Origin of the sequence: Acinetobacter sp. WCHAc010034 (assembly GCF_001696615.3) — a bacterium.
In the GTDB taxonomy this organism is placed as follows: Bacteria; Pseudomonadota; Gammaproteobacteria; order Pseudomonadales; family Moraxellaceae; genus Acinetobacter.
The window spans coordinates 795,029-821,799 of record NZ_CP032279.1; the positions used below are offsets into that span (position 1 = coordinate 795,029).

Annotated in this window: 32 protein-coding genes and 2 tRNA genes; 14 read left to right on the plus strand and 20 right to left on the minus strand. The window is 49.4% G+C overall.

Annotation, left to right across the window (positions count from 1 at the left end):
• Window positions 1-112: 112 nt before the first annotated feature.
• The 6 genes from BEN74_RS05400 to rpsB all read right to left on the minus strand — a co-directional run bounded on the left by BEN74_RS05400 (window position 113) and on the right by rpsB (window position 4,507).
• Window positions 113-430 (minus strand): AzlD domain-containing protein, encoded by a 318-nt coding sequence (locus BEN74_RS05400; RefSeq protein WP_068911206.1) that lies wholly within the window; start codon window positions 428-430, stop codon window positions 113-115.
• Entirely contained in the window at window positions 431-1,123 is a 693-nt protein-coding gene (locus BEN74_RS05405) for an AzlC family ABC transporter permease (protein WP_068911205.1), read from the minus strand. It abuts the gene before it with no gap.
• A 114-nt stretch (window positions 1,124-1,237) separates the two neighbouring features.
• A complete protein-coding gene (locus tag BEN74_RS05410; RefSeq protein ID WP_068911204.1) occupies window positions 1,238-2,071 on the minus strand; it encodes a helix-turn-helix transcriptional regulator in 834 nt (277 codons plus the stop codon).
• 74 nt (window positions 2,072-2,145) lie between these two features.
• The gene (locus tag BEN74_RS05415; protein ID WP_068911203.1) at window positions 2,146-2,664 is read right to left on the minus strand and encodes a DUF3465 domain-containing protein; all 519 of its coding nucleotides are present in this window, start codon (window positions 2,662-2,664) and stop codon (window positions 2,146-2,148) included.
• 78 nt (window positions 2,665-2,742) lie between these two features.
• Window positions 2,743-3,618 (minus strand): translation elongation factor Ts, encoded by an 876-nt coding sequence (tsf, locus tag BEN74_RS05420; protein WP_068911202.1) that lies wholly within the window; start codon window positions 3,616-3,618, stop codon window positions 2,743-2,745.
• A 142-nt stretch (window positions 3,619-3,760) separates the two neighbouring features.
• Window positions 3,761-4,507, minus strand: coding sequence for a 30S ribosomal protein S2 (rpsB, locus tag BEN74_RS05425; protein WP_068911330.1), 747 nt, complete (start codon window positions 4,505-4,507; stop codon window positions 3,761-3,763).
• 209 nt (window positions 4,508-4,716) lie between these two features.
• On the opposite strand from rpsB, the gene map reads away from it, so the two are divergent.
• A complete protein-coding gene (map, locus tag BEN74_RS05430; RefSeq protein ID WP_068911201.1) occupies window positions 4,717-5,544 on the plus strand; it encodes a type I methionyl aminopeptidase in 828 nt (275 codons plus the stop codon).
• 400 nt (window positions 5,545-5,944) lie between these two features.
• Window positions 5,945-7,171 carry a pyridoxal phosphate-dependent aminotransferase gene (locus tag BEN74_RS05435; RefSeq protein ID WP_068911200.1) on the plus strand — a complete coding sequence of 409 codons (1,227 nt, stop codon included), beginning with the start codon at window positions 5,945-5,947 and terminating at the stop codon, window positions 7,169-7,171.
• A gap of 71 nt (window positions 7,172-7,242) precedes the next feature.
• Here BEN74_RS05435 and BEN74_RS05440 read toward each other — a convergent pair whose 3' ends face one another.
• Both BEN74_RS05440 and BEN74_RS05445 read right to left on the minus strand, forming a co-directional pair.
• The gene (locus BEN74_RS05440) at window positions 7,243-7,857 is read right to left on the minus strand and encodes a LysE family translocator (RefSeq protein ID WP_068911199.1); all 615 of its coding nucleotides are present in this window, start codon (window positions 7,855-7,857) and stop codon (window positions 7,243-7,245) included.
• 82 nt (window positions 7,858-7,939) lie between these two features.
• Window positions 7,940-8,791 carry a DMT family transporter gene (locus BEN74_RS05445; RefSeq protein ID WP_068911198.1) on the minus strand — a complete coding sequence of 284 codons (852 nt, stop codon included), beginning with the start codon at window positions 8,789-8,791 and terminating at the stop codon, window positions 7,940-7,942.
• 314 nt (window positions 8,792-9,105) lie between these two features.
• Between BEN74_RS05445 and BEN74_RS05450 the strand changes: the two genes are divergently transcribed.
• Both BEN74_RS05450 and BEN74_RS05455 read left to right on the plus strand, forming a co-directional pair.
• Entirely contained in the window at window positions 9,106-9,354 is a 249-nt protein-coding gene (locus tag BEN74_RS05450) for a hypothetical protein (RefSeq protein WP_068911328.1), read from the plus strand.
• Between the two features lie 92 nt (window positions 9,355-9,446).
• A complete protein-coding gene (locus tag BEN74_RS05455; RefSeq protein WP_068911197.1) occupies window positions 9,447-9,881 on the plus strand; it encodes a PaaI family thioesterase in 435 nt (144 codons plus the stop codon).
• Between the two features lie 69 nt (window positions 9,882-9,950).
• On the opposite strand, the gene BEN74_RS05460 is transcribed toward BEN74_RS05455, so the two are convergent.
• Window positions 9,951-10,394: a hypothetical protein gene (locus BEN74_RS05460; protein ID WP_068911196.1), complete on the minus strand. Its 444-nt coding sequence runs from the start codon at window positions 10,392-10,394 to the stop codon at window positions 9,951-9,953.
• 249 nt (window positions 10,395-10,643) lie between these two features.
• Here BEN74_RS05460 and BEN74_RS05465 point away from each other — a divergent pair.
• The 4 genes from BEN74_RS05465 to BEN74_RS05475 all read left to right on the plus strand — a co-directional run bounded on the left by BEN74_RS05465 (window position 10,644) and on the right by BEN74_RS05475 (window position 11,872).
• Window positions 10,644-10,719: transfer RNA gene (locus tag BEN74_RS05465), tRNA-Asn, on the plus strand.
• A gap of 164 nt (window positions 10,720-10,883) precedes the next feature.
• Complete coding sequence (locus BEN74_RS19800) at window positions 10,884-11,018, plus strand: hypothetical protein (RefSeq protein WP_265936581.1); 135 nt, start codon at window positions 10,884-10,886, stop codon at window positions 11,016-11,018.
• A gap of 274 nt (window positions 11,019-11,292) precedes the next feature.
• Window positions 11,293-11,368, plus strand: a tRNA-Asn gene (locus BEN74_RS05470).
• A gap of 60 nt (window positions 11,369-11,428) precedes the next feature.
• Window positions 11,429-11,872, plus strand: coding sequence for a DUF2726 domain-containing protein (locus BEN74_RS05475; protein WP_068911195.1), 444 nt, complete (start codon window positions 11,429-11,431; stop codon window positions 11,870-11,872).
• Between the two features lie 77 nt (window positions 11,873-11,949).
• On the opposite strand, the gene BEN74_RS05480 is transcribed toward BEN74_RS05475, so the two are convergent.
• The 8 genes from BEN74_RS05480 to BEN74_RS19670 form a co-directional block, all read right to left on the minus strand.
• Window positions 11,950-12,225, minus strand: a complete 276-nt coding sequence (locus BEN74_RS05480) for a hypothetical protein (RefSeq protein WP_068911194.1) — start codon at window positions 12,223-12,225, stop codon at window positions 11,950-11,952.
• Window positions 12,226-12,399: 174 nt separating this feature from the next.
• Window positions 12,400-13,278, minus strand: a complete 879-nt coding sequence (ubiA, locus tag BEN74_RS05485) for a 4-hydroxybenzoate octaprenyltransferase (protein WP_068911193.1) — start codon at window positions 13,276-13,278, stop codon at window positions 12,400-12,402.
• Between the two features lie 8 nt (window positions 13,279-13,286).
• Window positions 13,287-13,787 carry a chorismate--pyruvate lyase family protein gene (locus BEN74_RS05490; RefSeq protein ID WP_228200418.1) on the minus strand — a complete coding sequence of 167 codons (501 nt, stop codon included), beginning with the start codon at window positions 13,785-13,787 and terminating at the stop codon, window positions 13,287-13,289.
• A gap of 59 nt (window positions 13,788-13,846) precedes the next feature.
• Window positions 13,847-14,122, minus strand: coding sequence for a hypothetical protein (locus tag BEN74_RS05495; RefSeq protein WP_068911192.1), 276 nt, complete (start codon window positions 14,120-14,122; stop codon window positions 13,847-13,849).
• Window positions 14,123-14,213: 91 nt separating this feature from the next.
• On the minus strand, window positions 14,214-15,629 hold the full coding sequence (glnA, locus tag BEN74_RS05500) for a type I glutamate--ammonia ligase (protein ID WP_171404881.1): 1,416 nt from the start codon (window positions 15,627-15,629) through the stop codon (window positions 14,214-14,216).
• A gap of 337 nt (window positions 15,630-15,966) precedes the next feature.
• The gene (locus BEN74_RS19320; protein ID WP_162898143.1) at window positions 15,967-16,332 is read right to left on the minus strand and encodes a hypothetical protein; all 366 of its coding nucleotides are present in this window, start codon (window positions 16,330-16,332) and stop codon (window positions 15,967-15,969) included.
• Between the two features lie 253 nt (window positions 16,333-16,585).
• A complete protein-coding gene (locus tag BEN74_RS19805; RefSeq protein WP_265936582.1) occupies window positions 16,586-16,714 on the minus strand; it encodes a hypothetical protein in 129 nt (42 codons plus the stop codon).
• Between the two features lie 519 nt (window positions 16,715-17,233).
• Window positions 17,234-17,605: a hypothetical protein gene (locus BEN74_RS19670; RefSeq protein ID WP_228200400.1), complete on the minus strand. Its 372-nt coding sequence runs from the start codon at window positions 17,603-17,605 to the stop codon at window positions 17,234-17,236.
• 453 nt (window positions 17,606-18,058) lie between these two features.
• Here BEN74_RS19670 and BEN74_RS05515 point away from each other — a divergent pair, with 453 nt between their 5' ends.
• The 6 genes from BEN74_RS05515 to BEN74_RS05545 all read left to right on the plus strand — a co-directional run bounded on the left by BEN74_RS05515 (window position 18,059) and on the right by BEN74_RS05545 (window position 23,150).
• On the plus strand, window positions 18,059-18,643 hold the full coding sequence (locus BEN74_RS05515; protein WP_068911190.1) for an anthranilate synthase component II: 585 nt from the start codon (window positions 18,059-18,061) through the stop codon (window positions 18,641-18,643).
• A 17-nt stretch (window positions 18,644-18,660) separates the two neighbouring features.
• A complete protein-coding gene (gene trpD / locus BEN74_RS05520; protein ID WP_068911319.1) occupies window positions 18,661-19,707 on the plus strand; it encodes an anthranilate phosphoribosyltransferase in 1,047 nt (348 codons plus the stop codon).
• An 18-nt stretch (window positions 19,708-19,725) separates the two neighbouring features.
• Complete coding sequence (trpC, locus tag BEN74_RS05525) at window positions 19,726-20,532, plus strand: indole-3-glycerol phosphate synthase TrpC (protein ID WP_068911189.1); 807 nt, start codon at window positions 19,726-19,728, stop codon at window positions 20,530-20,532.
• Window positions 20,533-21,300: 768 nt separating this feature from the next.
• Entirely contained in the window at window positions 21,301-21,984 is a 684-nt protein-coding gene (locus tag BEN74_RS05535; protein WP_068911187.1) for a Smr/MutS family protein, read from the plus strand.
• Window positions 21,985-22,078: 94 nt separating this feature from the next.
• A complete protein-coding gene (folE, locus tag BEN74_RS05540) occupies window positions 22,079-22,627 on the plus strand; it encodes a GTP cyclohydrolase I FolE (protein ID WP_171404912.1) in 549 nt (182 codons plus the stop codon).
• Between the two features lie 163 nt (window positions 22,628-22,790).
• The gene (locus BEN74_RS05545; RefSeq protein WP_068911317.1) at window positions 22,791-23,150 is read left to right on the plus strand and encodes a cupin domain-containing protein; all 360 of its coding nucleotides are present in this window, start codon (window positions 22,791-22,793) and stop codon (window positions 23,148-23,150) included.
• Window positions 23,151-23,165: 15 nt separating this feature from the next.
• On the opposite strand, the gene BEN74_RS05550 is transcribed toward BEN74_RS05545, so the two are convergent.
• The 3 genes from BEN74_RS05550 to hemE all read right to left on the minus strand — a co-directional run bounded on the left by BEN74_RS05550 (window position 23,166) and on the right by hemE (window position 26,736).
• Complete coding sequence (locus tag BEN74_RS05550) at window positions 23,166-24,533, minus strand: diguanylate cyclase (protein WP_068911185.1); 1,368 nt, start codon at window positions 24,531-24,533, stop codon at window positions 23,166-23,168.
• Window positions 24,534-24,823: 290 nt separating this feature from the next.
• Window positions 24,824-25,636, minus strand: coding sequence for a DUF817 family protein (locus BEN74_RS05555; RefSeq protein ID WP_162898144.1), 813 nt, complete (start codon window positions 25,634-25,636; stop codon window positions 24,824-24,826).
• A 29-nt stretch (window positions 25,637-25,665) separates the two neighbouring features.
• A complete protein-coding gene (hemE, locus tag BEN74_RS05560; RefSeq protein ID WP_068911184.1) occupies window positions 25,666-26,736 on the minus strand; it encodes a uroporphyrinogen decarboxylase in 1,071 nt (356 codons plus the stop codon).
• Window positions 26,737-26,771 lie beyond the last annotated feature (35 nt).

The window sequence follows — 26,771 nt, forward strand, 5'->3', positions numbered from 1 at the left end:
GCAAATGGCGCGCATTTTCCGCACTGCTGCCTTCATGCAGGTGGAAACAGCTTTTGCCTGAGATTTTTTCAGCATTTTCAGCCGCTTTTTTGAATTGCGCTCAGCAGCCTGTTTAAAAGTTTCCAAGCCAAGTGATGGCGTAGAAAAAAATCAGGCTGAGCGCAATGCTGATCAGCAATTTTCGCGTCAGCGCGGTCAGCACAGCGGTAAAGACTGCGCCATAAAAATAGCTGTTTGCAGCCACGCCTTTCCACTGCTGCTGTTCAAAAAAGACAATCGGCAGGCAGATCGACACCATCAGGCAAGGCGCCGCATATTTCAGCATGCGCAGCGCGAAAGCCGGCAGCTGCACCGCGGTTTTCGGCTCCAGAAAAACATAGCGGTTAAAAAACACCACAGCTGTCAGGGTTAAAAGCAAGGTCCAGCTCATCTACTGCTCCGCTCCCTGATCAATCAGCGCCGACACCAGCATGCCGCAAAGCCCCGCCAGCAAAATTCCCGCCTCCAGCTGCAGCCATGAAAACAGCAGAATGGCCGCCGATGACGCCATCACGCCGACTATAGCCGCCCGATTCTGAATCAGCATAACAGCCATAACCAGAAACACCGCGACAATGGAAAATTCCAGATGCAGTGCCGACAAATCCGGCACGGCATGCGCCAAGCCAATGCCGGCCATGCTGAAGCCGACCCAGCACAGGTAAAAGCTGAACCCCGCCCCGAGCAAATATGCAAAAGGGCGCTCGCTCTTCAGCATCGCTGTGGCATACAGCTCATCCGTCAGCAGAAAACCCAGGCACAGCCTTTTGATTAAAGGCCATTCCGCGGCTGCGCTGCGCAGGCTCAAGGCATAAACAAAATGCTGGCTGGTCAGAAAAAATATTGTAATCACAATGCTGAAAACTGAAGCACCCGCCATCACCATGCCCAAACTGACCAGCTGCGCCGCGCCGGCAAAGACCAGCGCCGACATGCCCGCCGCCTGCAGGGTGCTGAGCCCGGCATTGACCGCAGCCGAACCGGCCAGTATTCCCCACGGAATTACCGCGACCGACAGCGGCAGCATATCCCGCACCCCGCGCCAAAAGCCTAAAACCGGCCGTTCCTGAATAGACTGCTGCATAGCGGCGCCTCCTCCTCAATCATTTGAATTAACAGGAAGAGCACTATGCGCGCGCAGCCGGCGCAGCGCTTGCATGAAATTGCTGCGCATTAATATTGCAGGTGAAATCTGCGATTAAGATTTATGCGCAGTGTACTGCGCCGGCGTGCAGCCCAGGGCTTTTTTAAAATGCCGGGTGAAATGGCTTTGATCGGAGAATCCGCACAGCTGCGCAGTCAGGGCAATATCCTGCCCCTGCTTCAGCAGCTCTAAAGATTTGCGCAGGCGGCACTGCACCAGCCAGGCATGCGGCGGCAGGCCGGTGTATTTTTTAAACTGGCGCAATAAATGCCACGGACTTAGGCCGGCCAGCACTGCCAAATCCGCCAGCTGATGCTCCTGTTCCGGCGCGCTGGCCAGCAGCTCCTGCACCAGCAGCACTTTGCGCTGCGCTTCCGGCAGCGCCTGCAGGCTTTTCCGGGACTGCCCATGCCGGCTGAGCAAATAAGCCAAAGTCGAAATATACAGGCTCTGCTTGAACAGCGCGTTCTGCGGCTGCAGCAGCAAATCAAACAGCAGGCGCAGCTGTTCCGCCAGGCCTTCATCATGCACCACGGCTTGCGGAAACCACGGCGCTGTTCCGGTTTCCCTGAAGAAATCCCGGCTGATGTCCTGCATCATTTCCGGCGTCGGATAAATCGCGCGGTAGCGCCAGCCGGTTTCAACCGCCGAAGAGCCGGTATGCACTTCATCGGCATTGACTAAAATAATGTCGCCCTGCGGCGCAATATGCTGGCTGCCTGTGCGCAGGAAAGCCTGCGCGCCTTCATCAATCAGCCCAATGCAGTAGCCTGCATGCGTATGCTTGGAAAATTGCGTCTGCTGATAGGACGCCCTGAGCATTTCCAGCCCGCCCAGCTCCTGCACATGGTGATAATCTGCAAATTCAAGCCGTTTGATTGCATGCATGACTGTTTCCGCCCTGTGAAGGCCTTACCATAGCGCTTTTTTGCCGGATGCATAGAACAAAATTGCTCATCCGCTTACTGATAAATTTTCCCATTATGCTTCAGCCAGCCGTCCGCATGGCGCCGCTGCGGGTCATGATGCGTCCAGTGAATGACCCCGCCGCGCTCTGAATATTCATATTCGCCGTAGAATTCAACCGTATCGCCTTGTTGCAGGTTTTCAACCCGCGGCGATAAATCAATATTGTGCGCGAGCAGAACGGTTTGCCCATTGCGCAGCTTTAAAATGAATTTCTGATGGCGCGAGCCTTGATTATCATCGCGCAGCACCGCCTTGACTTGCCCGCTTGCCTGCACTTGAATATTGCTTTGCCGCTGCGCAAAAGCAGCGGCAATTTCCGCCGCATCATCCTGATGGCGGCTAGACGGCTGCTCCGCTGAAGATGCATCCGCTGCCGTGTCCTGCTGGCTCAGCGCAGAATCCTGCGGCTGCGCCGCCTGTTCAATTTTGCCCTGCTGCAGGTCAATGCCAAAATAAGCAGCCGCCAGCAGCGCAATTACAGCGCCAATCCCCAAATGCGTTTTATTGGCCATTTCTGTTCCTTTTTTCCAGCATATTCCACCCATAAAAAAAGCCCCAACACATGGGGCTTTTTTTAATCCGCTAGCGGATTATTGCGCAGCAGCCTGAGCAGCGGCAACTTCTTCAGCGAAGCTCATTTCCGCTTTTTTCTCAATGCCTTCGCCTACTTCGAAGCGAACAAATTGAGCAACAGCAGTGCCAGTCGCTTTCAGTACGTCAGCAACTTTCTTGTCGTTGTCGATTACGTACATTTGACGCTCAAGCACAACTTCGTTCAGGTATTTCTCAACTGAACCAGTTACCATTTTTTCAACGATGTTTGCTGGCTTGCCAGATTCAATCGCTTTTGCTTCAGCAATTTCTTTCTCTTTAGCAATCAGTTCAGCAGAAACTTGTTCAGCTGTAACAGCAACCGGGTTGAACGCAGCAACGTGCATTGCAATGCCTTTACCAGTCGCAGCATCGCCAGTGTAAGATACAACAACACCGATTTTTAAACCGTGTTTGTAAACTGCAAGGTTTTCGCCTTCAACAATTTTCGCACGGCGAACTTGGATGTTCTCACCGATTTTTTGAACCAGCGCAATACGGGCTTCTTCAACAGTCGCGCCGTCTTCAAGCTTAAGTTCAGCAATTTTAGCCGCATCAGTTTCGTTTGCAGCAAGCGCAGCAGCAGCAACTTTAGCAGAGAAGCCAGCAAAGTTTTCGTCTTTAGCAACGAAGTCAGTTTGGCAGTTTACTTCTAAAAGAATCGCTTTATTGCCTTCTTGAGCAATCGTGATTGCGCCGTCAGCAGCAATGTTGCCAGCTTTTTTAGCAGCTTTTGCCTGGCCAGATTTGCGAAGGTTGTCAATCGCTAATTCGATGTCGCCGCCCGCTTCTGTTAATGCTTTTTTGCATTCCATCATTGCAAGACCTGTACGGTCGCGCAGTTCTTTAACCATGCTTGCTGTAACTGCAGTCATGTTGATCTCCTAAAATACGGTAGAAAATGAATTCTTCTTAGAACAGAAACGGCCCAGAGCTGTCTCTTGGGCCGTCTGCATACATGACGCTTACTTTGCCACCATCACATGCCGCAAAAATGACAAGCTTGCGTCAAACGCATTAAGCCTCAGAAGCAGGAGCTTCTTCGCCTTTAGCTTGTGCATTTGCTTGTGATTGAGCATATTCTTTACCAGCAAGAATCGCATCAGCCATAGCAGAAGCATAAAGAGTAACTGCACGGATCGCATCGTCGTTACCCGGAATAACGTAGTCTACGTTGTCTGGGTTAGAGTTTGTATCAACGATACCGATTACAGGAATACCCAGGTTTTTAGCTTCTTTGATTGCAATCGCTTCGTGATCAACATCGATTACGAATAATGCGTCAGGTAAACCGCCCATGTTTTTCACGCCGCCTAAAGCGCGTTCAAGTTTTTCCATCTCACGGGTACGCTCTAAAGCTTCACGTTTAGTCAGCTTAGCGAAAGTACCGTCTTGAGATTGAGTTTGAAGGTCTTTTAAACGGTTGATAGATTGGCGAAGTGTTTTCCAGTTCGTCAACATACCGCCCAACCAGCGGTGATCTACATAAGGCTGGCCAGCGCGCTGAGCTTGCTCACGGATGATGTTAGAAGCAGCGCGTTTAGTACCAACGAACAATACTTTGTTCTTTTTGCTTGCAAGATTGTTAACAAAGTTCAAAGCATCATTTAACGCAGGAACAGTGTGCTCAAGGTTGATGATGTGAATTTTGTTGCGCGCGCCAAAGATGTATTCGCGCATCTTTGGGTTCCAGAAACGAGTTTGGTGACCGAAGTGAGCGCCAGCTTGAAGAAGGTCGCGCATGCTTACGTTGTAATCTGCCATTTTCTTTACCTTAAAGTTTGGGTTAGGCCTCCATATATCCGCATTCTCCACCTATTGCTAGGCACCCAGAGAAATGTGTCGATATATGTGCGGATTTTATTGCCCCATCGCACAAAGCCCGTGAAATTTATTCACGAAAAAGCATTTGATAAAATGGGCGGCTATTTATACCATAGTCACATATAAATTTCCAAAAGTTTTTAAAGATCATGAACACAACTTACCAAGCTCCCCGCCGTTTAATCAAAACCCCAGACGAAATTGAAAAAATGCGTGTGGCTGGGCGGCTGGCGGCGGAAGTTTTGGATATGATCAAGCCGCATATCAAGCCGGGCGTGACGACCCTTGAACTTGATGCGATTTGTCATGACTATATTGTCAATAAGCAGGATGCAATTCCAGCGTGTTTAGGTTACGGCGCTGCGCCAGGCCGCCCTGCTTTCCAGCACGTCATCTGCACTTCGGTCAACCATGTGGTCTGCCACGGCATTCCTTCAGACGCAAAAGTGCTGAAAAAAGGCGACATTCTGAATATTGATGTGACTGTGATTAAAGACGGCTATCACGGCGACACCAACATGATGTACATCGTGGGCGGTGAAACCTCCATTTTAGCCAACCGCTTATGCAAGGTGGCTCAGGAAGCCATGTACCGCGGCATGGAAGCGGTTAAGCCCGGCGCAACCATTGGCGATATTGGCCATGCCATTCAAAAATATGTTGAATCTGAACGCTTTGGCGTAGTGCGCGAATACTGCGGCCACGGCATTGGCACGGTGTTCCATGACGAGCCGCAAGTGCTGCACTACGGCCAGCCGGATACCGGCATGATTCTGGAAGAAGGCATGACCTTCACGATTGAGCCGATGGTGAACGGCGGCGACTGGAAAACCAAGCTTTTAGGCGACAAATGGACGGTAGTGACCAAAGACCATAGCCTGTCTGCGCAGTATGAGCATACGCTTTTAGTTACAAAAAATGGCGTAGAAGTGCTGACCGCGCGCCCTGAAGAAGACCTGTCGCGCTTTCAGCAATAAGTCTCAATCAAGGCCTTAAAAAACCGCATTTACCCCTAATGCCAGCCAGTTCAGCAATTGGCTGGCATTTCCGTTTTTAAAGCTCAAAATTCTGCCTGATCCCGCGGCAATGCCATCTGCAAATTCGGTAAAAACAAGGCGAAAAATGCGTCCTAAATACTCAATTAGACATTGCAGGACTGTGCCGTGAACAGCAAAAAATTAAAGCTTTTATCCTGCGCAGCAGCTTGAAAGCTTAAGCAAAGGCATGCCGCCTCCCGCATTGCGCCTGCGCACTCATTTAAAACATATTTGCAGACTTTTTTCAGATTAGCGCAATTCACACTCCCCATTGCGCGCCGTTTTACGCTAAGATAATGTGCTTTTTTAATTTTTAATCCCTATAAGAAGGAATACTGCCGTGGACGTACGTCTCTCTGATCGTGTAAATGCCATCAAACCGTCCCCAACTCTTGCTGTGACCAACAAAGCAGCTGAATTGAAAGCTGCGGGTAAAAACGTTATTGGTTTGGGCGCTGGCGAACCTGATTTCGACACACCACAGCACATCAAAGACGCAGCAATTGCAGCGATTAATAACGGCTTCACTAAATACACAGCTGTTGACGGTACTCCGGGCCTTAAAAAAGCGATTATTGCAAAATTCAAGCGTGACAATAACCTTGATTATGCAGCCAACCAAATTCTGGTTTCTTGCGGCGGCAAGCAGTCATTCTTCAACTTGGCGCTGGCTTTGCTGAACAAGGGCGATGAAGTGATCATCCCTGCGCCATTCTGGGTAAGCTACCCGGATATGGTGATCATCGCTGAAGGCGTGCCTGTTATTGTGAAATGCGGTGAAGAGCAGCGTTTCAAAATCACGCCTGCGCAATTAGAAGCAGCCATCACTGACAAAACCCGCTTAGTGGTGCTGAACAGCCCATCTAACCCGACGGGCATGATCTACACTAAAGCTGAACTGGAAGCTTTGGCTGACGTTCTGCGCAAATACCCTGAAGTTTATATCGCTTCTGACGACATGTACGAACCGATCCGCTGGGACGACGAATTCTACAACATCGCAACTGTTGCGCCTGACCTTTATGACCGCACAATCGTATTAAACGGCGTGTCTAAAGCCTATGCAATGACTGGCTGGCGTATTGGCTATGCAGCTGGCCCTGCTAAGCTGATTGGCGCAATGAAAAAAATCCAGTCTCAATCTACTTCTAACCCGACTTCAATTTCGCAAGTTGCTGCAGAAGCTGCATTGAATGGCCCTCAAGACGTGCTTGAGCCAATGATTGAAGCATTCAAGCGCCGCCACGATTTAGTTGTCAGCGGCCTGAACGAGATCAACGGCATTTCTTGCCTGCCTGCTGACGGCGCATTCTATGCTTACGCGAATATCAAACCGCTGATCCGCGCGAAAGGCTTAAAGTCTTGCACAGAATTCTCTGAGTGGCTGCTGGAAGAAACCGGTGTTGCCGTGGTTCCTGGCGATGCATTCGGCCTGGGCGGCTTCATGCGCATTTCTTACGCAACCGCTGACGAAGTGCTGGTTGATGCGCTTGCACGCATCAAGAAAGCTGCTGATTCAATTGAAGGCGTAGACGCTGCGATTGCTTCAATTGCTGCTGAAAAATAATCTGCTTTTTTAAAGCAAGATTTGAAAAACCCGCGGATTCCGCGGGTTTTTTATATGCCTCACATTTACAGCTAACGGGCCTGCGCCAGTTTTAAGGCAAAAGCAATGAACAGTCCGCCGGTAATGCGGTTCATCCATTTCACAATTTTCTGATTCAGCAGATAAGGCCGGATTTTGCCAATGCCTGCAATCAGCGCCGCGCTCCACGCCAGACCTAAAGCAATATGCACTGCAACCAAGGCCAATGTCCATAAAACCGCATGCTGCGCCGAAGGAATAAACTGCGGCAGAAATGAAATATAGAAAATGCCGACTTTCGGATTCAGCAGATTGCCAGTGAAGCCGCGGACAAACCAGTTGGGCTGAGCTGTATGCGCTTCGGGCAGCGCCGTAAAATCCTGAGCCTTAGCGCTGAACAGCAGCTGCAGGCCAAGCCAGATGAGGTACACAGCGCCACACCATTTCAGCGCCGTAAATGCAGTTTCTGATGCAGCTAAAATTGCGCCTAAGCCAAAAGCCGCAGCAGCGCCCCATACCAAACAGCCTAAATTGATTCCCGCGGCCGCCCAGAGCGCCTGCCTGCGCCCCTCCACAGAGGCGGTGCGTATAATCAGCGCGGTATCGACGCCCGGAGTAATGGTCAGCAAAATAATAGCTGCAAAGTATGACAGCAGCAGCGTTTCCATGATGTTTTCCTACCCGTCTTGAATTGCGCTTAATCATAAAGCATAAGCTTAAAATAGAAAAACCGCCTGCAGTCAAACTGACTCATCCCTCCGCCGCTGCAGGCGCCTGCTGTGAAGGTTTTGCAAAAATCACCAAAGCAATTCCGGCCAGAACAATGACTGCGGAAATAATAATCCGCCAGCTCAAAGCCTCGCCGATAAACAGCGCGCCGCCCAAAATCGCCAAACAGGGCACGGACAGCTGCACACTGCTGGCGGTAACGCGGTCAATGCGCTTTACAATCGCATACCACAGCACATAGGCGCCGCTGGAGGCCAGACCGCCTGACAGCACAGCCAGCAGCGCGCCCTGAGGGTAAACAAAGCTGTGCCGGTAAAAAACAGCATAAGCCAGCAGCACAAAAGGAAGCGCCAGAATAAAATTAGCCAAGGTGCTGGCTAAGGGATTCTGCATGGCCTTTCCGGCAATGCTGTAAGCAGCCCAGCCCAGGCCGGAACATACCATCACGGCAGCATACAGCGGATTAGGCGCCGACGCACCCGGCAGCAGCAGAACCAGAATACCGGTGACTGCAATGCCCAGCCCGATGCCCCGCTGCAGATTGATTTTTTCGCCATGGCATAGGCCATAACCCAGCATGCTTAGCTGCACCGCGCCGAACAGCAGCAAGGCGCCCGCGCCTGCATCCATATGCAGATAAGCCAGCGAAAACGCGACAAGATACACCGCAAGGAAAAAGCCGTTTTTAAGCTTCCACTCTATCCGGGCTTTATGCGCAGAACAGCAGTAAAGCAGCAGCAGTACCGCGGCGCCGCTGGCTACGCGGATCAGGCTGAAACTCATCGGGTCAATCTGCTGCCCGACCAGCGCCAAACGGCATAAGACGGAATTGGCCGCAAAAGCCAGCATGGCGATCATGATTTTCAGCAGCATGGTTGAGCATCCTTATTCAACAGCATGCTTTAGATATATCGAATATATCTAATTAAATCCATAACGATTTTCCCATTGCATAAATCAGGCCGGCTGGACATTGAAAATCCCGTACATCAATCAATTTTATGTATTTCATTTAAAGGAATGGCTGAAGATTTTCCATCAGGCTGCAGCTGGGCCGCGATAAATAACAGATCCGGCAATTCATCAGCATTTGCCCAAGAATTTTGAAACAATAATCTCTTTGCAATGATTTCGCTTTAAACTTTAGAATGTTCCGGACAAAACCTGTAGAGATGCTGGGCTGCCTCATGCGCTATAAAATTATTGATGTTTATCAGAAAGAAAATTTAAGGCGCTATATCGCCAAATGCCTCAAGTCCCGCTCCCCGCAATTCATTGTCATTGAAAGCCCGCAAACCCTGTGCCTGAATTTGGACATTATTGATGTCAATCCGCACACTGCCGTCACCACATGGGCCACCGGCGAAGCCATTTCAATGAAAATCCTGAATCAGTTTGACAGTTTTGATAAAGCCTATATGAGCAGCGCGCTTTAACGCCAGCTCAGCAGCAATTGCGCCTCATTCTTCTTTTGATTAATCTATCAGCAAGTTCTAATTCAGAACCTGCATAATTTTAAGGAAGAAGAATGAATCCAAAAGAAATGACCGGCCTGCAGCTGCTGCAGGCCATGTGCGCAGGCCAGATTCCGCCGGCAAGCATCAGCGAAACCATCCCTATGCGCCCTTTTGAAGTTTCTGAAGGCAGCATCCGCTTTAAAGTCCGGGCCGATCAGCGCCACTTAAACCCGCTGGGCGGCGTGCATGGCGGTTTTGCCGCCACTGTGCTGGATTCCGTCACTGGCTGCGCAGTGCATTCTTTGCTGGAAGCCGGTGCAGGCTACGGCACCATCGACCTGAATATTAAAATGTGCCGGCCTATTCCGCAGGATAAAGAGCTTTTAGCGGTGGGCAATGTCCTGAATATCAGCAGGAATTTAGGCATCTCAGAAGGCAAAATCATCGATGAAGACGGCAAGCTGTATGCCCATGCAACGGCCACTTGCATGATCATCCGCCTCTAGCTGACCCGCAAAGCCAAAGCGCATAAAAACATGCTTTATGCGCTGCTGATGCGTTGGGCCATACCGGTCTTATACCGCTTTATTCAAAGCGCTTTTCTGCACTTGCGGGCGCGCAAGGCTTTTAAACACGCAGTAATACTGAAATAAACTGCCTACCGAAAGTTCAGCGCTCTGCCCTGCATGGCTTGACCACGCCTGAGCTGCATTTTTTCCGGTCAGCAGGCTGCCTAGTAGCGCATAAACATAGCGGTCAAACTCTGGAACCTGCTTGGCTTTTTCCCTTAAAACTGTATTGATTAACGGCTGTTTTTCTAAATTCACCACCCATTTATCCCCCAGCCACAGCTGCAGCAGATCGCCCAGATACAGCTGTTCCTTAGCAAGCGGCCAAACCTGCACATAGGCATGCGCTACAGGCGTGAAATACTGTTCAGGATGCTCAAGGATAGAGAGGTAATGTTCTTTATAATATTCGAGATTGGAAAAAATATGGGGAACCGTCAGCGCATTCATTCGCTTTCTCCTGTTTAGCCATTTAGTGCTGGCAAGTTGGTTTAAATCCACACTGTTCAAGCTTTCACTTAAACACTCAGTTGTTGAATTCAGACTAGCAAGTGAATTTCCGCTTTGCAACAGCTTCAAGCCGTATTTTTAAAAATCGGATGCTTTTGTTTAAATAAAAAGCATACAGCTGAAAAATGATAGAAACATGACAGTTTTTGCTTGACCCTCTGCCAAATCCCCTTATAATCGCACTCAGATTCTCCCATAGCTCAGTCGGTAGAGCGACGGACTGTTAATCCGCAGGTCCCTGGTTCGAGCCCAGGTGGGAGAGCCAAAATTCTGAAAAAGCCCATGCATTATGACATGGGCTTTTTTATTGCCTGAATTAATTTCGCTGCGCGCTTCAGCCCGCGGATTTTGCCCAGTCCGCCCGCCAATCTTGATTCCTGCCGCGCGCTTGCTTATTTTATAAAGACCGCAGAAATATAAGACAACAATATGAACCTGCCTTGGCTGAAAACCGCAATTTTCTGGACCATCGTTCTTGGGATTATTTTTGCCGTTTTCCAATACACGCAAAAATCTGAAAACAAACAGTCCGCCGCCGCGCTGATGCATGAACGGCTGTACTAGTGCGCGCGCGATTTGCCGCCCAGCCAAAAAGCGCTGCTGCGCAGCATTCAGCAGCGGGCGCACGCCCAGCTGACGCAAGCGGAAATCATGCAATTGCTCAGAGAATGCAAAAACGCCAGCCCAGCGCAAAGCAAGGAATTTTACCTCAAACGCTTAAAATCCTTAGATTAAACCGCATTTTGATTATTTTTGGCGCACTTAAGCGGCTATTTTGAGTTTTTTCAGCTTTCCTCCTTGACCTGGCGCGCTTTGATGCCTAAAATCCGCTTCAGATTCTCCCATAGCTCAGTCGGTAGAGCGACGGACTGTTAATCCGCAGGTCCCTGGTTCGAGCCCAGGTGGGAGAGCCAAAATTCTAAAAAAGCCCATGCATTGCGACATGGGCTTTTTTCTTATGGCCAGCTTTTGCAGTGTTCAATTTAACTCAGACTATTTTTTTCATTATTGGCTGCCTGGCCAGTTTCGCATTATTCTGCCTGCTGTTTCCCCATCTGTTCCTGCGCAAGCAGAAATATTTCCCCAAGCGCGTCATTACGCCGTTTGAAAGCAAAATGTACGCCCGCCTGATCAGCGCTTTTCCGCAGCATCATGTCTTGGCCCAAGTGGCGTTCAGCGCCTTAATTACCAGCCAGAACTATAAAGTCCGCAATCAATTCAACCGCAAAGTGACTGACTTTGTCCTGCTGGATAAAAACTGCAATGTGGTGGCGGTGATTGAGCTGGATGATCCTTCGCATATCGGCAAGGAGCAGGAAGACGCCGCCCGGGACGCGATGCTGCAGGAAGCCGGCTACCGCGTGCTGCGCTATACCAGCATTCCCAGCGTATCTGCACTGCAGAAAGACATTCTCTAGCGCCAGCGCCCCAGCCAGCCTGAAGCGCTGCGCAATAAAAAAGCCAATGCAGGGCGCATTGGCTTCAGTTCACGGCTTTATTTTGCTGCGCCGCCAGTCTGGGCCGCGCTGGCTTCAGAGGCTGCCCCGGCATGCCCCTGCTCTGCCTGCAATTTTTCAGCAGCCTCGCGCTCCTGAATCTTCTGCAGCATCTCCGCTTTCTGCTGCGCATATTTCTGCTGATTTTTCGCATCGCTGTTCACCGCCAGCATAGCCATGCTGACCAGAAAAACAGGAATCAGCAAACCCAGAGCCATCAAGATAATGATCTTTTTCTTGCTTGGCTTGGTTTCACTTGGCTGAGGCTGTGACATATTAATTTACCCGCTGAAAGACTGGATCAAGATTTTCAAGGCTCAATATAGCAAATTAGCTCAAAGGCTCAAGCAAAATAGCGCCAGCCGCCCTGCTCAGCAATGATTTCCGTGCAAGCCTCACCTAATAAAACTTTGATTTAAATCAGTATTCCTGCAAGCCTAGCTTGGACTTTACCATAGCGCAAGAAACACCCCGATGAAAATCATCAGGCCGACCCAGCGGTTATGCCTGAACGCCCAAAAGCAGCGCTGCGGGTCGCGGTCACGGGTTTTCGTCCACTGATAAACAAAGTCTGCAGCCACAGCCAGCAAGGCCAGCGCACCAAAAGGCGCCAGCAAATCCTGCAGATGCAGCGCCGAAGCAATCAACGCAATGCTGAGCGCCTGCAGCGCGGAAATCGCCGGAATATCGTATTTGCCAAACAGAATCGCAGTGGATTTCACCCCGATTTTTAAATCATATTCGCGGTCGGTAATGGCATATTGCGTATCATACGCCACCGTCCATGCCAGATTGCCGAAATACAGCAGCCAGCAGCTTAAATCCAACGGCTTGCCCATTGCGGTAAAAGACATTGGAATCCCCCAGGAAAACGCCATGCCGAGCACCACTTGAGGCAAATGCGTATAGCGCTTCATAAAAGGGTAAATAAACGCGAGAAACAGCCCGCCCAATGCGCAGTAAAAAGTTGCAACCGGCAAAAACAGCAGCATGCATGCGCTGGCAAACACCAGGCCCAAAAACACATAAATGGCTTCTTTGCCGCTGATGATGCCCGTCGCCAGCGGACGGTTCTTGGTGCGTTCCACATGCGCATCAACCTTGCGGTCAGCAAAATCATTGATGGCGCAGCCGGCAGCCCGCATTAATACCGTACCGAGGATCATCGGCAGCAAAATGCCGATTGGCGGAATGCCTTCCGCCGCAATCCACAAAGCCCACATCGTTGGCCAAAAAACCAGTTCCGTGCCGATCGGCTTATCAAAACGGCATAGGTAATAATACGCTTCAAAGCGCTCACGCCAAGTAATCTGATGCGCAGCTGTCATGCCTGTCCTCACCCCGCTGAATTTTGCTTTTGCAAAAACTGTTCAAAATCTGCTAAAAATGTTTCCTGCACAATAAATTTGCAGCCGTGCCAAGTATAACAGCTCTGCCGCGTCCAGCCATCTTCCAGCCGGATGACACGGCGCTCACAGGCGGGGCGCGTGCGCTGAAACAGGAAGCGGCCTATCGGCTTTTTGCCGATATGCTTAAACAGCCGCGCGCGGCGCTGCAGGCTTAAAATGGGAAATATGCTTTTGGCCCTGACCCAAGGCTGGGCTTCACAGCCGTATAAGTAGCTTTCGCGCACCCATGAGGTATGCTGGGGCGGCATGCGCATCCATTTTGCATCGGAAAAAGTTAAACGCTGAAAATGCTCTTTCACCGGCTGGACGCTGAATTCGCCATCTGCCAAAGCTGTGAGCTGCTGAGTCAGTGAACCTGATGCATACAGCCATGCTTTCAGTTCAGCTGGAATATGCTGCATAACTTTACCTGTGCTATTGATCTGCATTGCTCCATGGAGCTTTTCATTCATAAATAATTCAACTGATTCAATTGAATAATCAGTCTTTAACAATTATCTGTTTTTGCAATGATTTCGAATTTACCCTGCGGGGTTTTAATTAAAATAAAGCCTTCCGCGCTGAGATAAAAACTTTGCGGATAATCATATGCCAGCGCCAGTTCCGGACTTTTCAGCGCGACAAACTCCGCCTGCTTATAGCCTTCCGCTGTCCGACCCACTTCCAGATAAGTCACCATTGAAAAATTCAGCTTGAAACCCTTGTCATGGTCTTTAGGGTCGATCCATGGATAGAAACTGGTGTGCTTCTTACGCTGCGCCATATAGCTCATCTATTTTTTTTAAAGATAAACAGATGATACAAAAAAACCCGCGCTAAGCGCGGGTTTTTTTACAGTGCGGTTCTCGAAAGAATTACAGGCTGTAGTACATGTCGAATTCAACCGGGTGAGTTGTCGTATTCAAACGGCGGACTTCCTCTGTTTTCAATTCGATATAAGCGTCAAGCATGTCTTTAGAGAACACGCCACCTTTCAGCAGGTAGTCGTGATCTGCTTCAAGGGCTTCAAGCGCCATGTCCAAGCTGTGCGCAACTGTTGGGATCTTCGCTTCTTCTTCAGGAGGAAGGTCATACAAGTTTTTGTCAGCAGCTTCGCCTGGGTGAATCTTGTTTTGAATACCGTCAATACCGGCCATCAGCAATGCAGCGAAGCCTAAGTACGGGTTCATCATTGGATCAGGGAAACGCGCTTCAATACGCTTGCCTTTAGGGCTTGAAACGTAAGGAATACGGATAGACGCAGAACGGTTGCGCGCTGAGTAAGCCAGCATGATTGGCGCTTCGAAGTGCGGCACTAAACGCTTGTACGAGTTTGTAGAAGGGTTGGTAATCGCATTCAAAGAGCGGGCATGCTTGATCACGCCGCCAATGAAGTACAGCGCCATTTCAGAAAGGCCAGCGTATTCATCGCCAGCAAACAGGTTCTTGCCGTCTTTAGAGATAGACATATGAACGTGCATGCCTGAACCGTTGTCGCCAACCATAGGCTTAGGCATAAAGGTTGCAGTTTTCGCATACTGGTGCGCAACGTTCCAAACCGCATATTTGAACTGCTGCACTTCGTCCGCTTTGCGAACCATCGTGTTGAAGCTTACGCCGATTTCCAGCTGGCAAGATGCAACTTCGTGGTGATGCACTTCTACGCGGCCTGGGCCCATGATGTCTTCAATGCGCGCGCACATATCAGCACGCATATCCTGTGAAGAATCTACAGGAGGAACTGGGAAGTAACCGCCTTTAACGCGCGGACGGTGGCCAGAGTTGCCGGCTTCGTAATCTTTGCCGGTAGACCAGGCAGCTTCTTCAGCGATCAGTGTGTGGCGCGCGCCAGACATGTCGATGTCCCATTTCACTTCGTCAAATACGAAGAATTCTGGTTCTGGACCGAAGAATGCTGTATCACCGATGCCTGTAGACTTTAAGTATTCTTCCGCACGGCGAGCGATTGAACGCGGGTCACGGTCATAGCCTTGGCCAGTCGATGGCTCAATTACGTCACAAGTTACAACAACTGTAGGCTCAGCGAAGAACGGGTCAAGGAAACCTGTTGCTGCGTCCGGGCGTAAAATCATGTCAGATGCTTCGATGCCTTTCCAGCCGGCAATTGAAGAGCCGTCAAACATTTTGCCGTCTTCAAAAGTATCTTCATCGATGGTATCTGCAGGGTAAGTTACGTGCTGCTCTTTGCCCTTAGTGTCAGTAAAGCGGAAATCGACCCATTTTGCGCCACTTTCTTGGATGAGTTGTAGGACCTTGTTCGCCATGCTCATTTTGCTCCGATGATTTTTTGCTGCACTCGCGAAGTGCGTGTTAGTAGTTGGCTGTTATTAAGCAATTAGCGTACCAACTTTCAAAAGCAAAGTTAAAATATTGAATTCATTATCAGAATTGAAGATTACAGCGCTTTGCTTTGCGCTCATTATACTGTGTGTCAAAGCAAATGCACCATATTCAAACACTGTCTTTTAAATTTGTTCAAAAAGCCCCATAAGATGAACCAATTTGGTGCATTTGCAGCGTTATATAAGATGATCTTCAGCCTGATGCTGCCGCATTTCGGCTCAGATAACATTTTTCAAACCCGTCAGACATAAGGTCTGAAGCAAATCAGGGATTATATTTTCGGGACTGTTTCAAGCATTTTTTTAAATACCCAAACAGTTCTCCCGTCAGACTGCGGTCAGCCGGCGTCTTAAACTGCACGGCAACCTGTTTCTGCGTATAATATTCAGCATAATAAAGGGTAAAAAGATCCGAATAGACGAGCTGTTCAAGCAGTCCGCAGGATGCCGATGAGCCGGCAGGCGACAGCAAAATCTGTGTCGCCTTCAAGGGCAAATCATAGTCATCCGTTGACGTCAGGGGCTGTATCCGGCCGCCATCAAAACTGATCCGCAAGGGTTGCTGAGCATTGATATATTTCAGCTGCGCCCTCTCCGGATCATCCTTGTTTTCTGCAATATTCAGCAGCATGAAGACTGATTTTTCATCATAGTCCAGCGCCTTGGCAAAATTCGGTTCTTTCCGGTACAGCATAATGCGGGCACGGCCATCTGTACTGACCAAAGCTGCAGCATCAATCGCTTTAAAATTGTCCGATATAATATTGCGCTGCCATTCTGCCGCACCCGCATGAACAGAAGCTGTCAGCAGGACTGAACAGCATATTATTTTTATCAGGCTTTTAAATTGAGCAAACACTGCTTTTTCTCTGAGTTTTGCTGCCTCAGTTTAACCTAAAAATAAAGTGATCCATATCCCCGCCAAGTTCCAGCATCTCAACACCGGCAGCACTTGAGCCTGCAAACGCATTTCCAGCAGCGCTTTCAAAAAACATGTGCTGACTTAGTGCCATTGGATATGGCTGCCTCTTATACCAGTCTCCATCATTAAATTAAAACCGGTCTCGATAAGCTCAGCCTGACGACTCAGAAAATTCAGCTTTAACGGTCAGCATGTTAAGCAAGGTATTGCATTTACGTGCAGGAAAATATAACAACTCAATCTGCGATGGTGACTGCGCCATGAAAACCCACATCCACAAAGCTGACTTTTCATTAAAAGTTCAATGGATTCCAATCGGCACAGCTGCAAAATTCATCTTTTACGGCAAATGTTAGCGAGCAGGCTGGTTCTTACCCTGAAAGATCAACGTAAGTAAAATCCTTTGTTAGCCTGAAGCTTCATCCCTGAACCTCTGACCAGCAGGAAACACATGTCTCCCGCGCGTATCCGCTTATATTTTCAGGTCAGAAGCAGATGGCTGAGCCTATCGTGTAAAAAAAATTTGAAGATTGGCATTACTTTCAGGCATAAAAAAACCGAACTGTACCTGCTCGGTTTTAAAGACTTAAATTGAATTAATTTCTGACAATCAATATTCATTGTCAGAATTTTGCTGCATGCATTCTTGCTCGATATTGCTCATAAAATTGGACATCACTACCATTTTTCCTACTGCATCGGGGCTTATAGGGATTTTATAAGCCTCTTGGATCAGTTGGTTAATTTCATTTTTATTATATTTTTCATCTACTGAGCGAAGCTCTTTTTGGAGGTGTTTTTGTTTTACCCCATCCTGCCTAAGCCCCATGATTGAAAACGCCCGATTTGCCAAAACAAAACAATCCCCCCCTTCATCTTTGCTCAGAATTTCTTGAAGACTGCTTTCTTGATCATTGGCTAAGACAATGGGCGAAACCAAAATTGACATCAAGAGGAGCGATTTTTTATTTATTAATTTCACTTTAATTTACTCTGAATTCTGCTCTTGCAATCTTAGCGTAAAAACGCTCAGCATCCACACTTTATGGAGCATGGACTTTGTAAATTTCTACATGCGAAATGCAAATGACTGAAGGAAACCTTTCCGCGGTTCACATCAATTTATCCTGCCCATCGTGCCAGTATTTTCAGACTTGGAGCATTGGCTTGAAAAAGTGCCAGCATTCCGAACACTAGACGCAAAAATTCGTGAGGGCCGTTCATATAGCCCCTGCGAAGATGGGTGACAGAGCTTCTAGTCGCCATAGGTGCAATCTGTTGTCACAAATACAGCTGAATCTGCTAAAGTAGCCGCTTGAATAAGTGGCTTTTTAATGCCCTTTTCAATAGCACTTTATGCAATGTGAGCAATATAGTGAGTAATAAATTACACACATATATAAATCACATTTAATTTCAAAGGATTACGCTCGAAATGCTTCTGATGATTGATAATTACGACAGCTTTACTTATAACATCGTCCAATATTTTGGCGAGTTAAATCAAGAAGTTAAAGTCGTTCGCAATGATGCCGTCACACTGGAGGATATTGAGCGATGGCAACCGAAGTATCTGGTCATTGGCCCCGGCCCATGCTCACCGTCCGAAGCAGGCATTTCCATTCCTGCCATTCAGCATTTCGCAGGCAAAATTCCCTTGCTTGGCGTGTGCTTAGGCCACCAAGCAATTGGCCAGGCCTTTGGCGGCAGCATTATCCGCGCTAAAAAAGTCATGCATGGCCGCTTATCGGACATGCATCACAGCGACAAGGGCATTTTCAGCGGCCTGCCTTCCCCATTTTCCGCAACGCGCTATCATTCTTTAGTGATTGATCAGGCGACCTTGCCGGAATGCCTGGAAGTCACCTGCTGGACCAATGAACAGGACGGCTCCATGGAAGAAATCATGGGTGTGAAGCATAAGACATTGCCGGTTGAAGGCGTGCAGTTCCATCCTGAATCAATTTTGAGCCAGCACGGCCACAAAATCTTCCAGAACTTTTTAGAAATTTACGCATAATGAGCGCAGCGAAGACCATGAATATTCAGCAAGCTTTAAGCAATATTACCAAACAGATTCACCTGACCCAGCCGCAGATGGAAGAAGTCATGCGCGCCATCATGAACGGCGAAGCCACCGATGCGCAGATTGGCGCACTGATGATGGGCCTGCGCCTGAAAGGCGAAAGCATTGATGAAATTACCGCAGCAGCCCGCGTCATGCGCGAGTTCGCGGTTAAAATTGATGTCAGCGACCTGCCGCATTTGGTGGATATTGTTGGCACCGGCGGCGACGGGCAAAACCTGTTTAACGTTTCCACTGCATCTTCTTTCGTGATTGCCGCCGCCGGCGCGACCATTGCCAAGCATGGCGGGCGCGGCGTGTCATCCAAATCCGGCTCTTCCGACCTGCTGGAGCAGGCCGGCATTCATCTGGATTTAAGCATGCAGCAGACTGAACGCTGCATCCGTGAAATGGGCGTCGGCTTCCTGTTCGCGCCAAACCATCATAAAGCCATGAAGTATGCCGCCGGCCCGCGCAAGGAATTAGGCTTCCGCAGCATCTTCAATTTGCTTGGCCCGCTTACGAATCCGGCCGGCGTGAAGCGCTTTGTGATTGGGGTATTTTCCACTGAACTGTGCCGCCCTATGGCGGAAGTGCTGAAACAGCTGGGCGCTGAGCATGTCATGGTGGTGCATTCCAAAGACGGCCTGGATGAAATCAGCCTTGCCTCTGCCACTTATGTCGCTGAATTGAAAGACGGTGAAATCAGCGAATGGGAAATCCTGCCTGAAGCGGTGGATATTGAATCGCAGACATTGACCGGCCTGTCTGTCGCCAGCGCTGCCGAAAGCCTGGCGCTGGTTAAGGATGCCTTGGGCAAGAAAAAATCTGACAAAGGCGAAAAAGCCGCCGCTATGATTGCCTTGAATGCCGGCGCCGGCATTTATGTTGCCGGCTTAACCAAGACCTACAAGCAGGGCGTTGCCCTTGCGCATGACATTATTTACGGCGGCCAGGCGCTGGAAAAAATGAGCGTGCTGTCGGAATTCACTAAAACTTTAAAGCAGTACCCGGCTTAAGCGGTCAAGGAAAAGATTATGGTTGATATCGCAAACACCATTTTAGGCAAAATTGTTGACCGCAAGCAGGAAGAATTCGCCGCCCGCTTAAAGCAGCGCAGCTATAAGGATCTGGAAGAACTGGCCCAGGCAGCCACGCCGGTGCGCGGTTTTGCCCAGTCCCTGCAAGGCAAGCGCCCGGGAGTGATTGCTGAAATTAAAAAAGCCTCGCCGTCTAAGGGCGTAATCCGCGAAAACTTCAATCCGGCTGAAATTGCGCAGCAGTATCAAGATGCGGGCGCAGCCTGCCTGTCGGTGCTGACCGATGCGGACTTTTTTCAGGGCGCGGATGAAAATATTCAGATTGCTCGCGCGCACTGCGCGCTGCCTGCCCTGCGCAAAGATTTCCTGATTGACCCTTACGGCGTGATTGAAGCGCGCGCCTTGCATGCGGACTGCATTCTGCTGATTGCGGCCTGTCTGTCAGACCAGCAGCTGGAAGAAATGTCTAAAACCGCTTTTGAGCAGCAGCTGGATGTGCTGGTTGAAGTGCATGATGAAGCGGAGCTGGAGCGCGCATTGCTGCTGTCTGAGCGCTGCCTGCTGGGCGTCAACAACCGCAATCTGAAAACCTTTGCGGTGGATTTGAACACGTCGCTGCGCTTGAAAATGCTGCTCGATCCGGCGCGCCTGCTGATCACTGAAAGCGGCATTGCTACGCCTGCCGATGTCGCTATGATGCAGGAGCATGACATTCATGCTTTCCTTGTCGGTGAAAGCTTCATGAAGCAGCCCCGCCCTGATCATGCATTTACTGAATTATTCGGCACGCCAGCAGCTGTTTAAGGCTGGATAAAGTTCAGGGCAATGCGTTGCCCTGAATTTTTCTCTATTTTGAAATCTCTAAAACATCAAATTTTTCTGCTATAGCTAAATTCCAAAATCCGTATTACGAATAATTGCCTATAAAATATGATTACACTAGATTTTAATCGCGTTAACTATTTTCGGCAATTTTAAGGATGATGCTTGCACTGCCTCATTGTTACTTTAAAAGTTTCAATGCCTTTGTGCAGGCAAGATCTTACTTTGGAAAGCCCCAAAGTAACAAAAGCCTTTTGTTGCCCATACACGGCATCCTTGCCGTGATGGGCAACGTGCGGCATCCCTGCCGCACTCGCGTATCTAAAGTTTATTTTACTCAAGGAGTTAGGAGACTGAAAGCTAAGGGGCCACGGAGTCGTTTAAGTAAACTTAGCTATAGAATCGGAAATTGGGATAGTCAATTCCAAGCCGTTTATTCAGAAAATAATTCGCCAGGTTCAAAGCTGAAGATGGTGAAAGGCCATTCATCAAGACTGGATATGACATAGGAACTGCATAAAAACAGCATTGCAGAAAGAATCAGAAAATGCATATGAAGTATTTTCATCATAAAGCTTAACTCTAAGATAAACTCAATCTGCACTCTGCAAAAATACAGATAAACCCTCAGATCAGGTTTGAGCCAGCGCAATTTAATCCATCCCATCACTTTATCCAATTCAGTTCAAATCGAAGCCATTTCAGACTATAATTTACCTAAATTTTGCATCTTCTCCTGTTTTTTCCATTATGAGCAAACACGATTCTTCGCTGTCCAAAGATCAGTACAATTTGCTGAAAAGCTTAAAAAAGCAAATCAGCACACCAAGCCCGAAGGCAGAACCCGTTGCGCCCGCAGAAAAAACGCCTGAACAGGAACAGCAGGAAGATTTGGATTTCTTCCGCAAGCAGATGCAGGGCGTGCAAAAGATGAGCGCCGGCAATATTGCGAAAGTCGAAAAAAGCATTAAGAAAAAGCCCGATGCGCAAATCTTGGCAAAACGCGCCTCGGCCGTTGGCCCGATGGAAACTGATGATGCCCAGCTGTCGGATACGCAGGCTATGCTCAATCCGGTCGCCAGCCAGGCCATCTTAAGCTACCGCATTGCCACGCTGCAGCACCGTGTATTTGAAGATCTCAAAGCCGGCAACCTGCGCTGGTTTGAAGCGGTTGACCTGCATGGCTGCACTGTTGAAGATGCCCGCAGCGCGGTGCTGCAGATTATTCAAATGGCTAAAGATGAGAATCAGAACGTCATTAAAATTGTGCATGGCAAAGGCCCGCAAGCCATTTTAAAAACCCATGTCAACAGCTGGCTGCGCCAGCACCGCGATGTGCTGGCTTTTGTCAGCGCACCTGAAACGCAGGGCGGCACAGGCGCGGTTCTGGTGCTGCTGAAACGCGCAGAAAAGAACCCGAAGTTTAAACAGTAATCGGATTTACCCCCCAAAAGCAGGCATTGCAATGGTTTTCTGCTACAATGCCGTCCTTGTTCAATATCAGTGTAAGTGAACACGTTTTATGACTATGCAGCAATCCTACGCAAACATTCTTACCGCCGTTGGTGAAGATCTGAATCGCCCAGGTCTAAAAGATACGCCTATGCGTGCTGCTAAAGCTTTTTCGTATTTAACGTCTGGTTATAGCAAAACTCTGGAAGAAGTGACCAATAATGCGGTCTTCCCTTCCGACAACCGCGAAATGGTGCTCGTGAAAAATATCGAGTTTTATTCCTTATGCGAACATCATTTATTGCCGTTTTACGGCCGCGTGCATATTGCCTACCTGCCTGAAGGCAATGTATTGGGCTTGTCCAAATTTGCCCGCATTACCGAAATGTTCGCGCGCCGCCTGCAAATTCAGGAAAACCTGACCCAGCAGATTGCGGAAGCCGTTGCGGAAGTGACTGGCGCGCGCGGCGTCGCGGTCGTTATTGATTCAGCGCATATGTGCATGATGATGCGCGGCGTCGGCAAGCAGGAATCTACCACCCGCACGGTTTGTTTTGTCGGCGATTTCAAAACCAACAAAGAAGAGCGCCGCGAATTCCTCAGCGCAGTGCCGGAAAGCTACTGATTCAGCACCGCTTATTTAAAAATGCGCACTAAGCGCCTCAGCTTGAGCTGAGTGATTTAGCGCGCATAGCAAGCCTCAGCCACAGTTGGGGCTTTTTTATTTCAGGATTGCGGATACACTGAATTCCTCTTTTTATCTATTTTTGATTGATAAGGCAGCATCAATGTCAGCAATATGGTTAGCAGGCCAAGGCCAGGCCCAAAGTGAATGCGCTGTAGATTTTCCCCGTCCGGACCGCTTAGTTCAAGGCAACCCTGAGCGCCATACCTACAGCCTGTATGAGCATCCGCACATGGACTGCGGCATTTGGCACTGCGAAACCGGCGCATGGAAGATCGCATTTGCCGGCAATAAGCAAGAATTCTTCAATGTGATAGAAGGCCTTGTGCGCCTGCATGACAAGCATTCAGGCACGGTTATTGAAGTCGGCGCAGGTGATGCCGGCATTATTCCGCCCGGCTTTGAAGGAATATTTGAAGTGGTTCAGGCTGTAAAGAAATATTATGTGATTGTCGAGGTTTAGGCCAAAGCCGCGGCTTTACCTCGACAAATAAACATTATTGCGCCCATTGTTCTTGGCCGCATACAGCGCTGCGTCAGCGGCGTCCAGAAAGCGCTGGTAATCCGGATGGCCGTCATACAATGAACAGCCAATGCTGACCGTGAAATTAAAGCTGCTGCCGAGCGCGGTGCGGATGGCGGTTTCCTGCACCCGCCTGCGGATATTTTCGGCAATTTCCTGCGCGCGGGACAAATCACTGTCAACCAGCAGCAGCAGGAACTCCTCCCCGCCAATCCGGAAGGCATAATCGCTGCCGCGGACGCATTCCAGTAGGACTTCGCCGATAAACTGCAGCGCTAAATCGCCGGCGGCATGCCCGTGCCTGTCATTAATGCGCTTAAAATAATCAGCATCGATGGCCAGCAAAGACAGCGGCGCCCTGTTTTTGCGGGAAAAGTTAATTTCACGCGAAACAATCGTATCCAGATAGCGCCGGTTCAGCAGCTGCGTCAGCGCGTCATTGCCTGAGTCGATGTATTCCGCAACCTGAAACAGCTGATCAATCAAATGCTGAATTTCACGGTTTTTTCCGCGCACATTCTGAATCAGCTGGATAGTGCGCTCTTTTTCCTCACACTCCAAAACGGTTTGATTGAGCTGATCCACTTCATAAATGCGCGCGATAATTTCATCCACCTGCTCAGAGCCGGTAAAAGCATAAGCCGCCTTATGAATGAACCAGAGGCCAAACTCCGATTTAGACAGTGCCGGATGGGTAAATTTATGCTGGTCGGAAAAGACCTTGAACATCAGCTCATTTTCCCAGTCTAGCAAGGAACCGCGCTGCTTGTCTTTTTGCACCGCCACATCCTGCATAGCGGAAAACAGGCGGTAGGTATGCTTGATGTCATTGCTTTTTTCGACATTGACTTCATAGGAGCGGCACATAATTTCAGAGCTGAAGCCCAGCACCTGAAACATATAGCAGGTCATGGAAAAGGCATAGCTTTCCGGCTGCAGGGCTTCAGACTGCAGGCTGAAGACTTTCTTTTCAATTTCCCTGACGCCGCGCATGATCAGCCAGGACGGAATGCCGATGCGCGCATGGACTTTGCCTACCGTCTGCTGCTTTTCCGTGAGTTCTGCAAAGTTCCGCTGGAACGGCGCATTGAAGCATTCAATCAGCCACTGGTTCAGCGTTTTGGTTAAGCGGTTCTGCACAATATCGTCAGATAGGAAATATGAGGCCTCTTTTTCCAGCATCATATTTTTGTAAAATTCAATAACCAAGGCTTCAGAATGCGCCTGAATAAATTGAAAAGTATCGCTTAAAACACCTGCTGAATAGTCACTGCAAATCGATTCCCATTGTTGCGCAAGCACGTCAATGCTTTCAGTATTCATACACTCGGTTCCAGCAGCTTGAAAATTCAGCAAGCAAAAAAGTTTATTAATACAGTAAATTATACACAATCCTATTTCTGTGACCTAATTTAAATTTTAACAATAAAGTTTGATTTGCTTAAAATTTAAATGGTTAATCCCAGCTCAATTACTGCATTAAATCCTTTATTTTTATTCGGCGGCTATAGCAGCGACCGGCGGTGAATCAGCGACCGGCGCTTAAAACGGATTGAATTCTGCCGGCCGGCCCTGCGCCAAAATATTCAGGCACAAAGCCATCAGCCCAGCTATTAATTCATATCGTCTTTAAGAAACCAGCTGCCATTTTCAGCGCGCCGGCCGAGTATTTTCAGCACCAGAACCAGGCTCAGCAGCAGCAGCAGATACCATGAGCCTAACTTGCCCCAGCCCACCATATGCCATGCATCGACCTGGCTCGGGTACAGCCAGATTTTATAGAAGGTGCTGATGTTCTCCGCAATCCAGATAATAAACGCCAGCAGCATCAGCACAGGCAGCATCGGCAATTGAAACTGATGCCGCTGCAGCTGAAACTTGATTTTAGTCCGCCAGAAAATCGCTGCGCTCCAGGCAAACAGCAGCATGCGGATATCCGCCACAAAAAACTTGCTCATAAAATTGATATAGGACAGCAGCGCCAGCGCCAGCATATTGGCGAAGCCCGGCAGCCGCTCAAAAGACACCTGATACAGGCGCAAGGAGCGCGCAAAGAAGCTGCCGACCGCGGAATACATAAAGCCGGCGAACAGCGGCACGGTCATAATTTTAAATACGGCGGGCTGCGGATACTGCCAGGAGGCAATCTGCGGATGGGTCAGAAAGACCTCCATCACCATGGCCATAAGGTGAAACAAGGCAATTACTTTGGCTTCCGCCCAGGATTCCAGCTTCAAATACAGCAGGCAGGCCTGAATCGCCAGCGCATAAAACAGCAGATAGTCATAGCGGAAAAATCCGTAAAACTCCTGACTGCCCATGGGCGCGGTCAGCACAAAAGCGATTAAAAGCAGGATCCCGAATAAGGCGGCCGCAGCCGCCTTAAATGAAAACTCAAAACATGATTTTAAAACTGAGATCACCATTGAATCTTAAATGCCTGCGCCCAGTCCAGTTACAGATACTTGGCGCTGTATTCATGCACCGTATCAATAAAGGCTTTCGGGTTTGCAGGATCAACCCACTGGGTAATGCCGTGGCCCAGATTGGCCACATAGCCGGTCTTTTCGCCATTGGCATAGGCGTCATCCAGCATAGCTTGGGTGGCTTTGGCAATCGCCTGCGGTGAACCGTACAGCGTAGCCGGGTCCAGGTTGCCCTGCAGCGCCGCGCGGCCGGCAACGGTTTGACGCGCCACATGCAGCGGCGTAGTCCAGTCCAGGCCGAATGCGTCTGCGCCAGTTGCAATCATCGGCTCCAGCCACTGGCCGCCGCCTTTGGTGAACAGAATAACCGGCACTTTGCGGCCGTCTTTTTCGCGCTGCAGGCCTGACACAATTTTCTGCATGTAGTTCAGCGAAAATTCAATGTATTCGCGGTGCGCCAAGGCGCCGCCCCAGCTGTCAAAAATCTGCACCGCCTGCGCGCCGGCATCAATCTGCGCATTCAGGTATTCCGTCACCGCGACAGCCAGCCTGTCCAGCAAGGCATGCATGACTTCAGGCTGCGCATACATCATCTGCTTGCTGAAGCGGAAATCCTTGCTGGACCCGCCTTCAATCATGTAAGTCGCCAAAGTCCACGGGCTGCCGGAAAATCCGATCAGCGGCACTTGTCCGCCAAGCGCGGAGCGGATTGCGCTGACCGCATTCATTACATAGTCCAGATCCGATTTGGCGTTAAACGCCGGCAAATTCGCCACATCCTGCTCTGTACGCACGGTTTTGTGAAACTTTGGCCCTTCGCCGGCTTCAAAATACAGCCCCAGCCCCAGCGCATCCGGCACAGTTAGAATGTCAGAGAATAAAATCGCAGCGTCCAGATCATAGCGGCGCAGCGGCTGCAGCGTCACTTCGCAAGCAAAGTCGGTATTTTTGCAGAGCGACAGAAAGTCGCCGGCCTGCGCGCGGGTTTCACGGTATTCCGGTAAATAACGGCCCGCCTGACGCATCATCCATACAGGTGTCGCATCTACCGGCTCGCGGAGCAAAGCGCGCAGAAAACGGTCATTCTTTAAGGTCGTCATTTACTTTCCCATCTAGTTTCAACGTGGCGTTCATC

Excerpts from the sequence above, each read along its gene's own strand:
- BEN74_RS05480 (WP_068911194.1), bottom strand. The coding sequence starts at position 12,225 with ATGTCACAGCCTCAGCCAAGTGAAACCAAGCCAAGCAAGAAAAAGATC.
- BEN74_RS19800 (WP_265936581.1), top strand. The coding sequence starts at position 10,884 with ATGAACCTGCCTTGGCTGAAAACCGCAATTTTCTGGACCATCGTTCTT.
- BEN74_RS05445 (WP_068911198.1), bottom strand. The coding sequence starts at position 8,791 with ATGCTGCTGAAAATCATGATCGCCATGCTGGCTTTTGCGGCCAATTCC.
- BEN74_RS05515 (WP_068911190.1), top strand. The coding sequence starts at position 18,059 with ATGCTTCTGATGATTGATAATTACGACAGCTTTACTTATAACATCGTC.
- tsf (WP_068911202.1), bottom strand. The coding sequence starts at position 3,618 with ATGACTGCAGTTACAGCAAGCATGGTTAAAGAACTGCGCGACCGTACA.
- trpC (WP_068911189.1), top strand. The coding sequence starts at position 19,726 with ATGGTTGATATCGCAAACACCATTTTAGGCAAAATTGTTGACCGCAAG.
- BEN74_RS05415 (WP_068911203.1), bottom strand. The coding sequence starts at position 2,664 with ATGGCCAATAAAACGCATTTGGGGATTGGCGCTGTAATTGCGCTGCTG.
- BEN74_RS05535 (WP_068911187.1), top strand. The coding sequence starts at position 21,301 with ATGAGCAAACACGATTCTTCGCTGTCCAAAGATCAGTACAATTTGCTG.
- BEN74_RS05455 (WP_068911197.1), top strand. The coding sequence starts at position 9,447 with ATGAATCCAAAAGAAATGACCGGCCTGCAGCTGCTGCAGGCCATGTGC.
- map (WP_068911201.1), top strand. The coding sequence starts at position 4,717 with ATGAACACAACTTACCAAGCTCCCCGCCGTTTAATCAAAACCCCAGAC.
- BEN74_RS05545 (WP_068911317.1), top strand. The coding sequence starts at position 22,791 with ATGTCAGCAATATGGTTAGCAGGCCAAGGCCAGGCCCAAAGTGAATGC.
- BEN74_RS05400 (WP_068911206.1), bottom strand. The coding sequence starts at position 430 with ATGAGCTGGACCTTGCTTTTAACCCTGACAGCTGTGGTGTTTTTTAAC.
- ubiA (WP_068911193.1), bottom strand. The coding sequence starts at position 13,278 with ATGACAGCTGCGCATCAGATTACTTGGCGTGAGCGCTTTGAAGCGTAT.
- glnA (WP_171404881.1), bottom strand. The coding sequence starts at position 15,629 with ATGAGCATGGCGAACAAGGTCCTACAACTCATCCAAGAAAGTGGCGCA.
- BEN74_RS05460 (WP_068911196.1), bottom strand. The coding sequence starts at position 10,394 with ATGAATGCGCTGACGGTTCCCCATATTTTTTCCAATCTCGAATATTAT.
- BEN74_RS05410 (WP_068911204.1), bottom strand. The coding sequence starts at position 2,071 with ATGCATGCAATCAAACGGCTTGAATTTGCAGATTATCACCATGTGCAG.
- BEN74_RS05490 (WP_228200418.1), bottom strand. The coding sequence starts at position 13,787 with ATGCAGATCAATAGCACAGGTAAAGTTATGCAGCATATTCCAGCTGAA.
- BEN74_RS05495 (WP_068911192.1), bottom strand. The coding sequence starts at position 14,122 with ATGGCGCAGCGTAAGAAGCACACCAGTTTCTATCCATGGATCGACCCT.
- BEN74_RS05440 (WP_068911199.1), bottom strand. The coding sequence starts at position 7,857 with ATGGAAACGCTGCTGCTGTCATACTTTGCAGCTATTATTTTGCTGACC.
- BEN74_RS19320 (WP_162898143.1), bottom strand. The coding sequence starts at position 16,332 with ATGCTGCTGAATATTGCAGAAAACAAGGATGATCCGGAGAGGGCGCAG.
- BEN74_RS05405 (WP_068911205.1), bottom strand. The coding sequence starts at position 1,123 with ATGCAGCAGTCTATTCAGGAACGGCCGGTTTTAGGCTTTTGGCGCGGG.
- BEN74_RS19805 (WP_265936582.1), bottom strand. The coding sequence starts at position 16,714 with ATGGCACTAAGTCAGCACATGTTTTTTGAAAGCGCTGCTGGAAATGCG.
- hemE (WP_068911184.1), bottom strand. The coding sequence starts at position 26,736 with ATGACGACCTTAAAGAATGACCGTTTTCTGCGCGCTTTGCTCCGCGAG.
- BEN74_RS05450 (WP_068911328.1), top strand. The coding sequence starts at position 9,106 with ATGCGCTATAAAATTATTGATGTTTATCAGAAAGAAAATTTAAGGCGC.
- BEN74_RS05550 (WP_068911185.1), bottom strand. The coding sequence starts at position 24,533 with ATGAATACTGAAAGCATTGACGTGCTTGCGCAACAATGGGAATCGATT.
- folE (WP_171404912.1), top strand. The coding sequence starts at position 22,079 with ATGCAGCAATCCTACGCAAACATTCTTACCGCCGTTGGTGAAGATCTG.
- BEN74_RS05555 (WP_162898144.1), bottom strand. The coding sequence starts at position 25,636 with ATGGTGATCTCAGTTTTAAAATCATGTTTTGAGTTTTCATTTAAGGCG.
- rpsB (WP_068911330.1), bottom strand. The coding sequence starts at position 4,507 with ATGGCAGATTACAACGTAAGCATGCGCGACCTTCTTCAAGCTGGCGCT.
- trpD (WP_068911319.1), top strand. The coding sequence starts at position 18,661 with ATGAATATTCAGCAAGCTTTAAGCAATATTACCAAACAGATTCACCTG.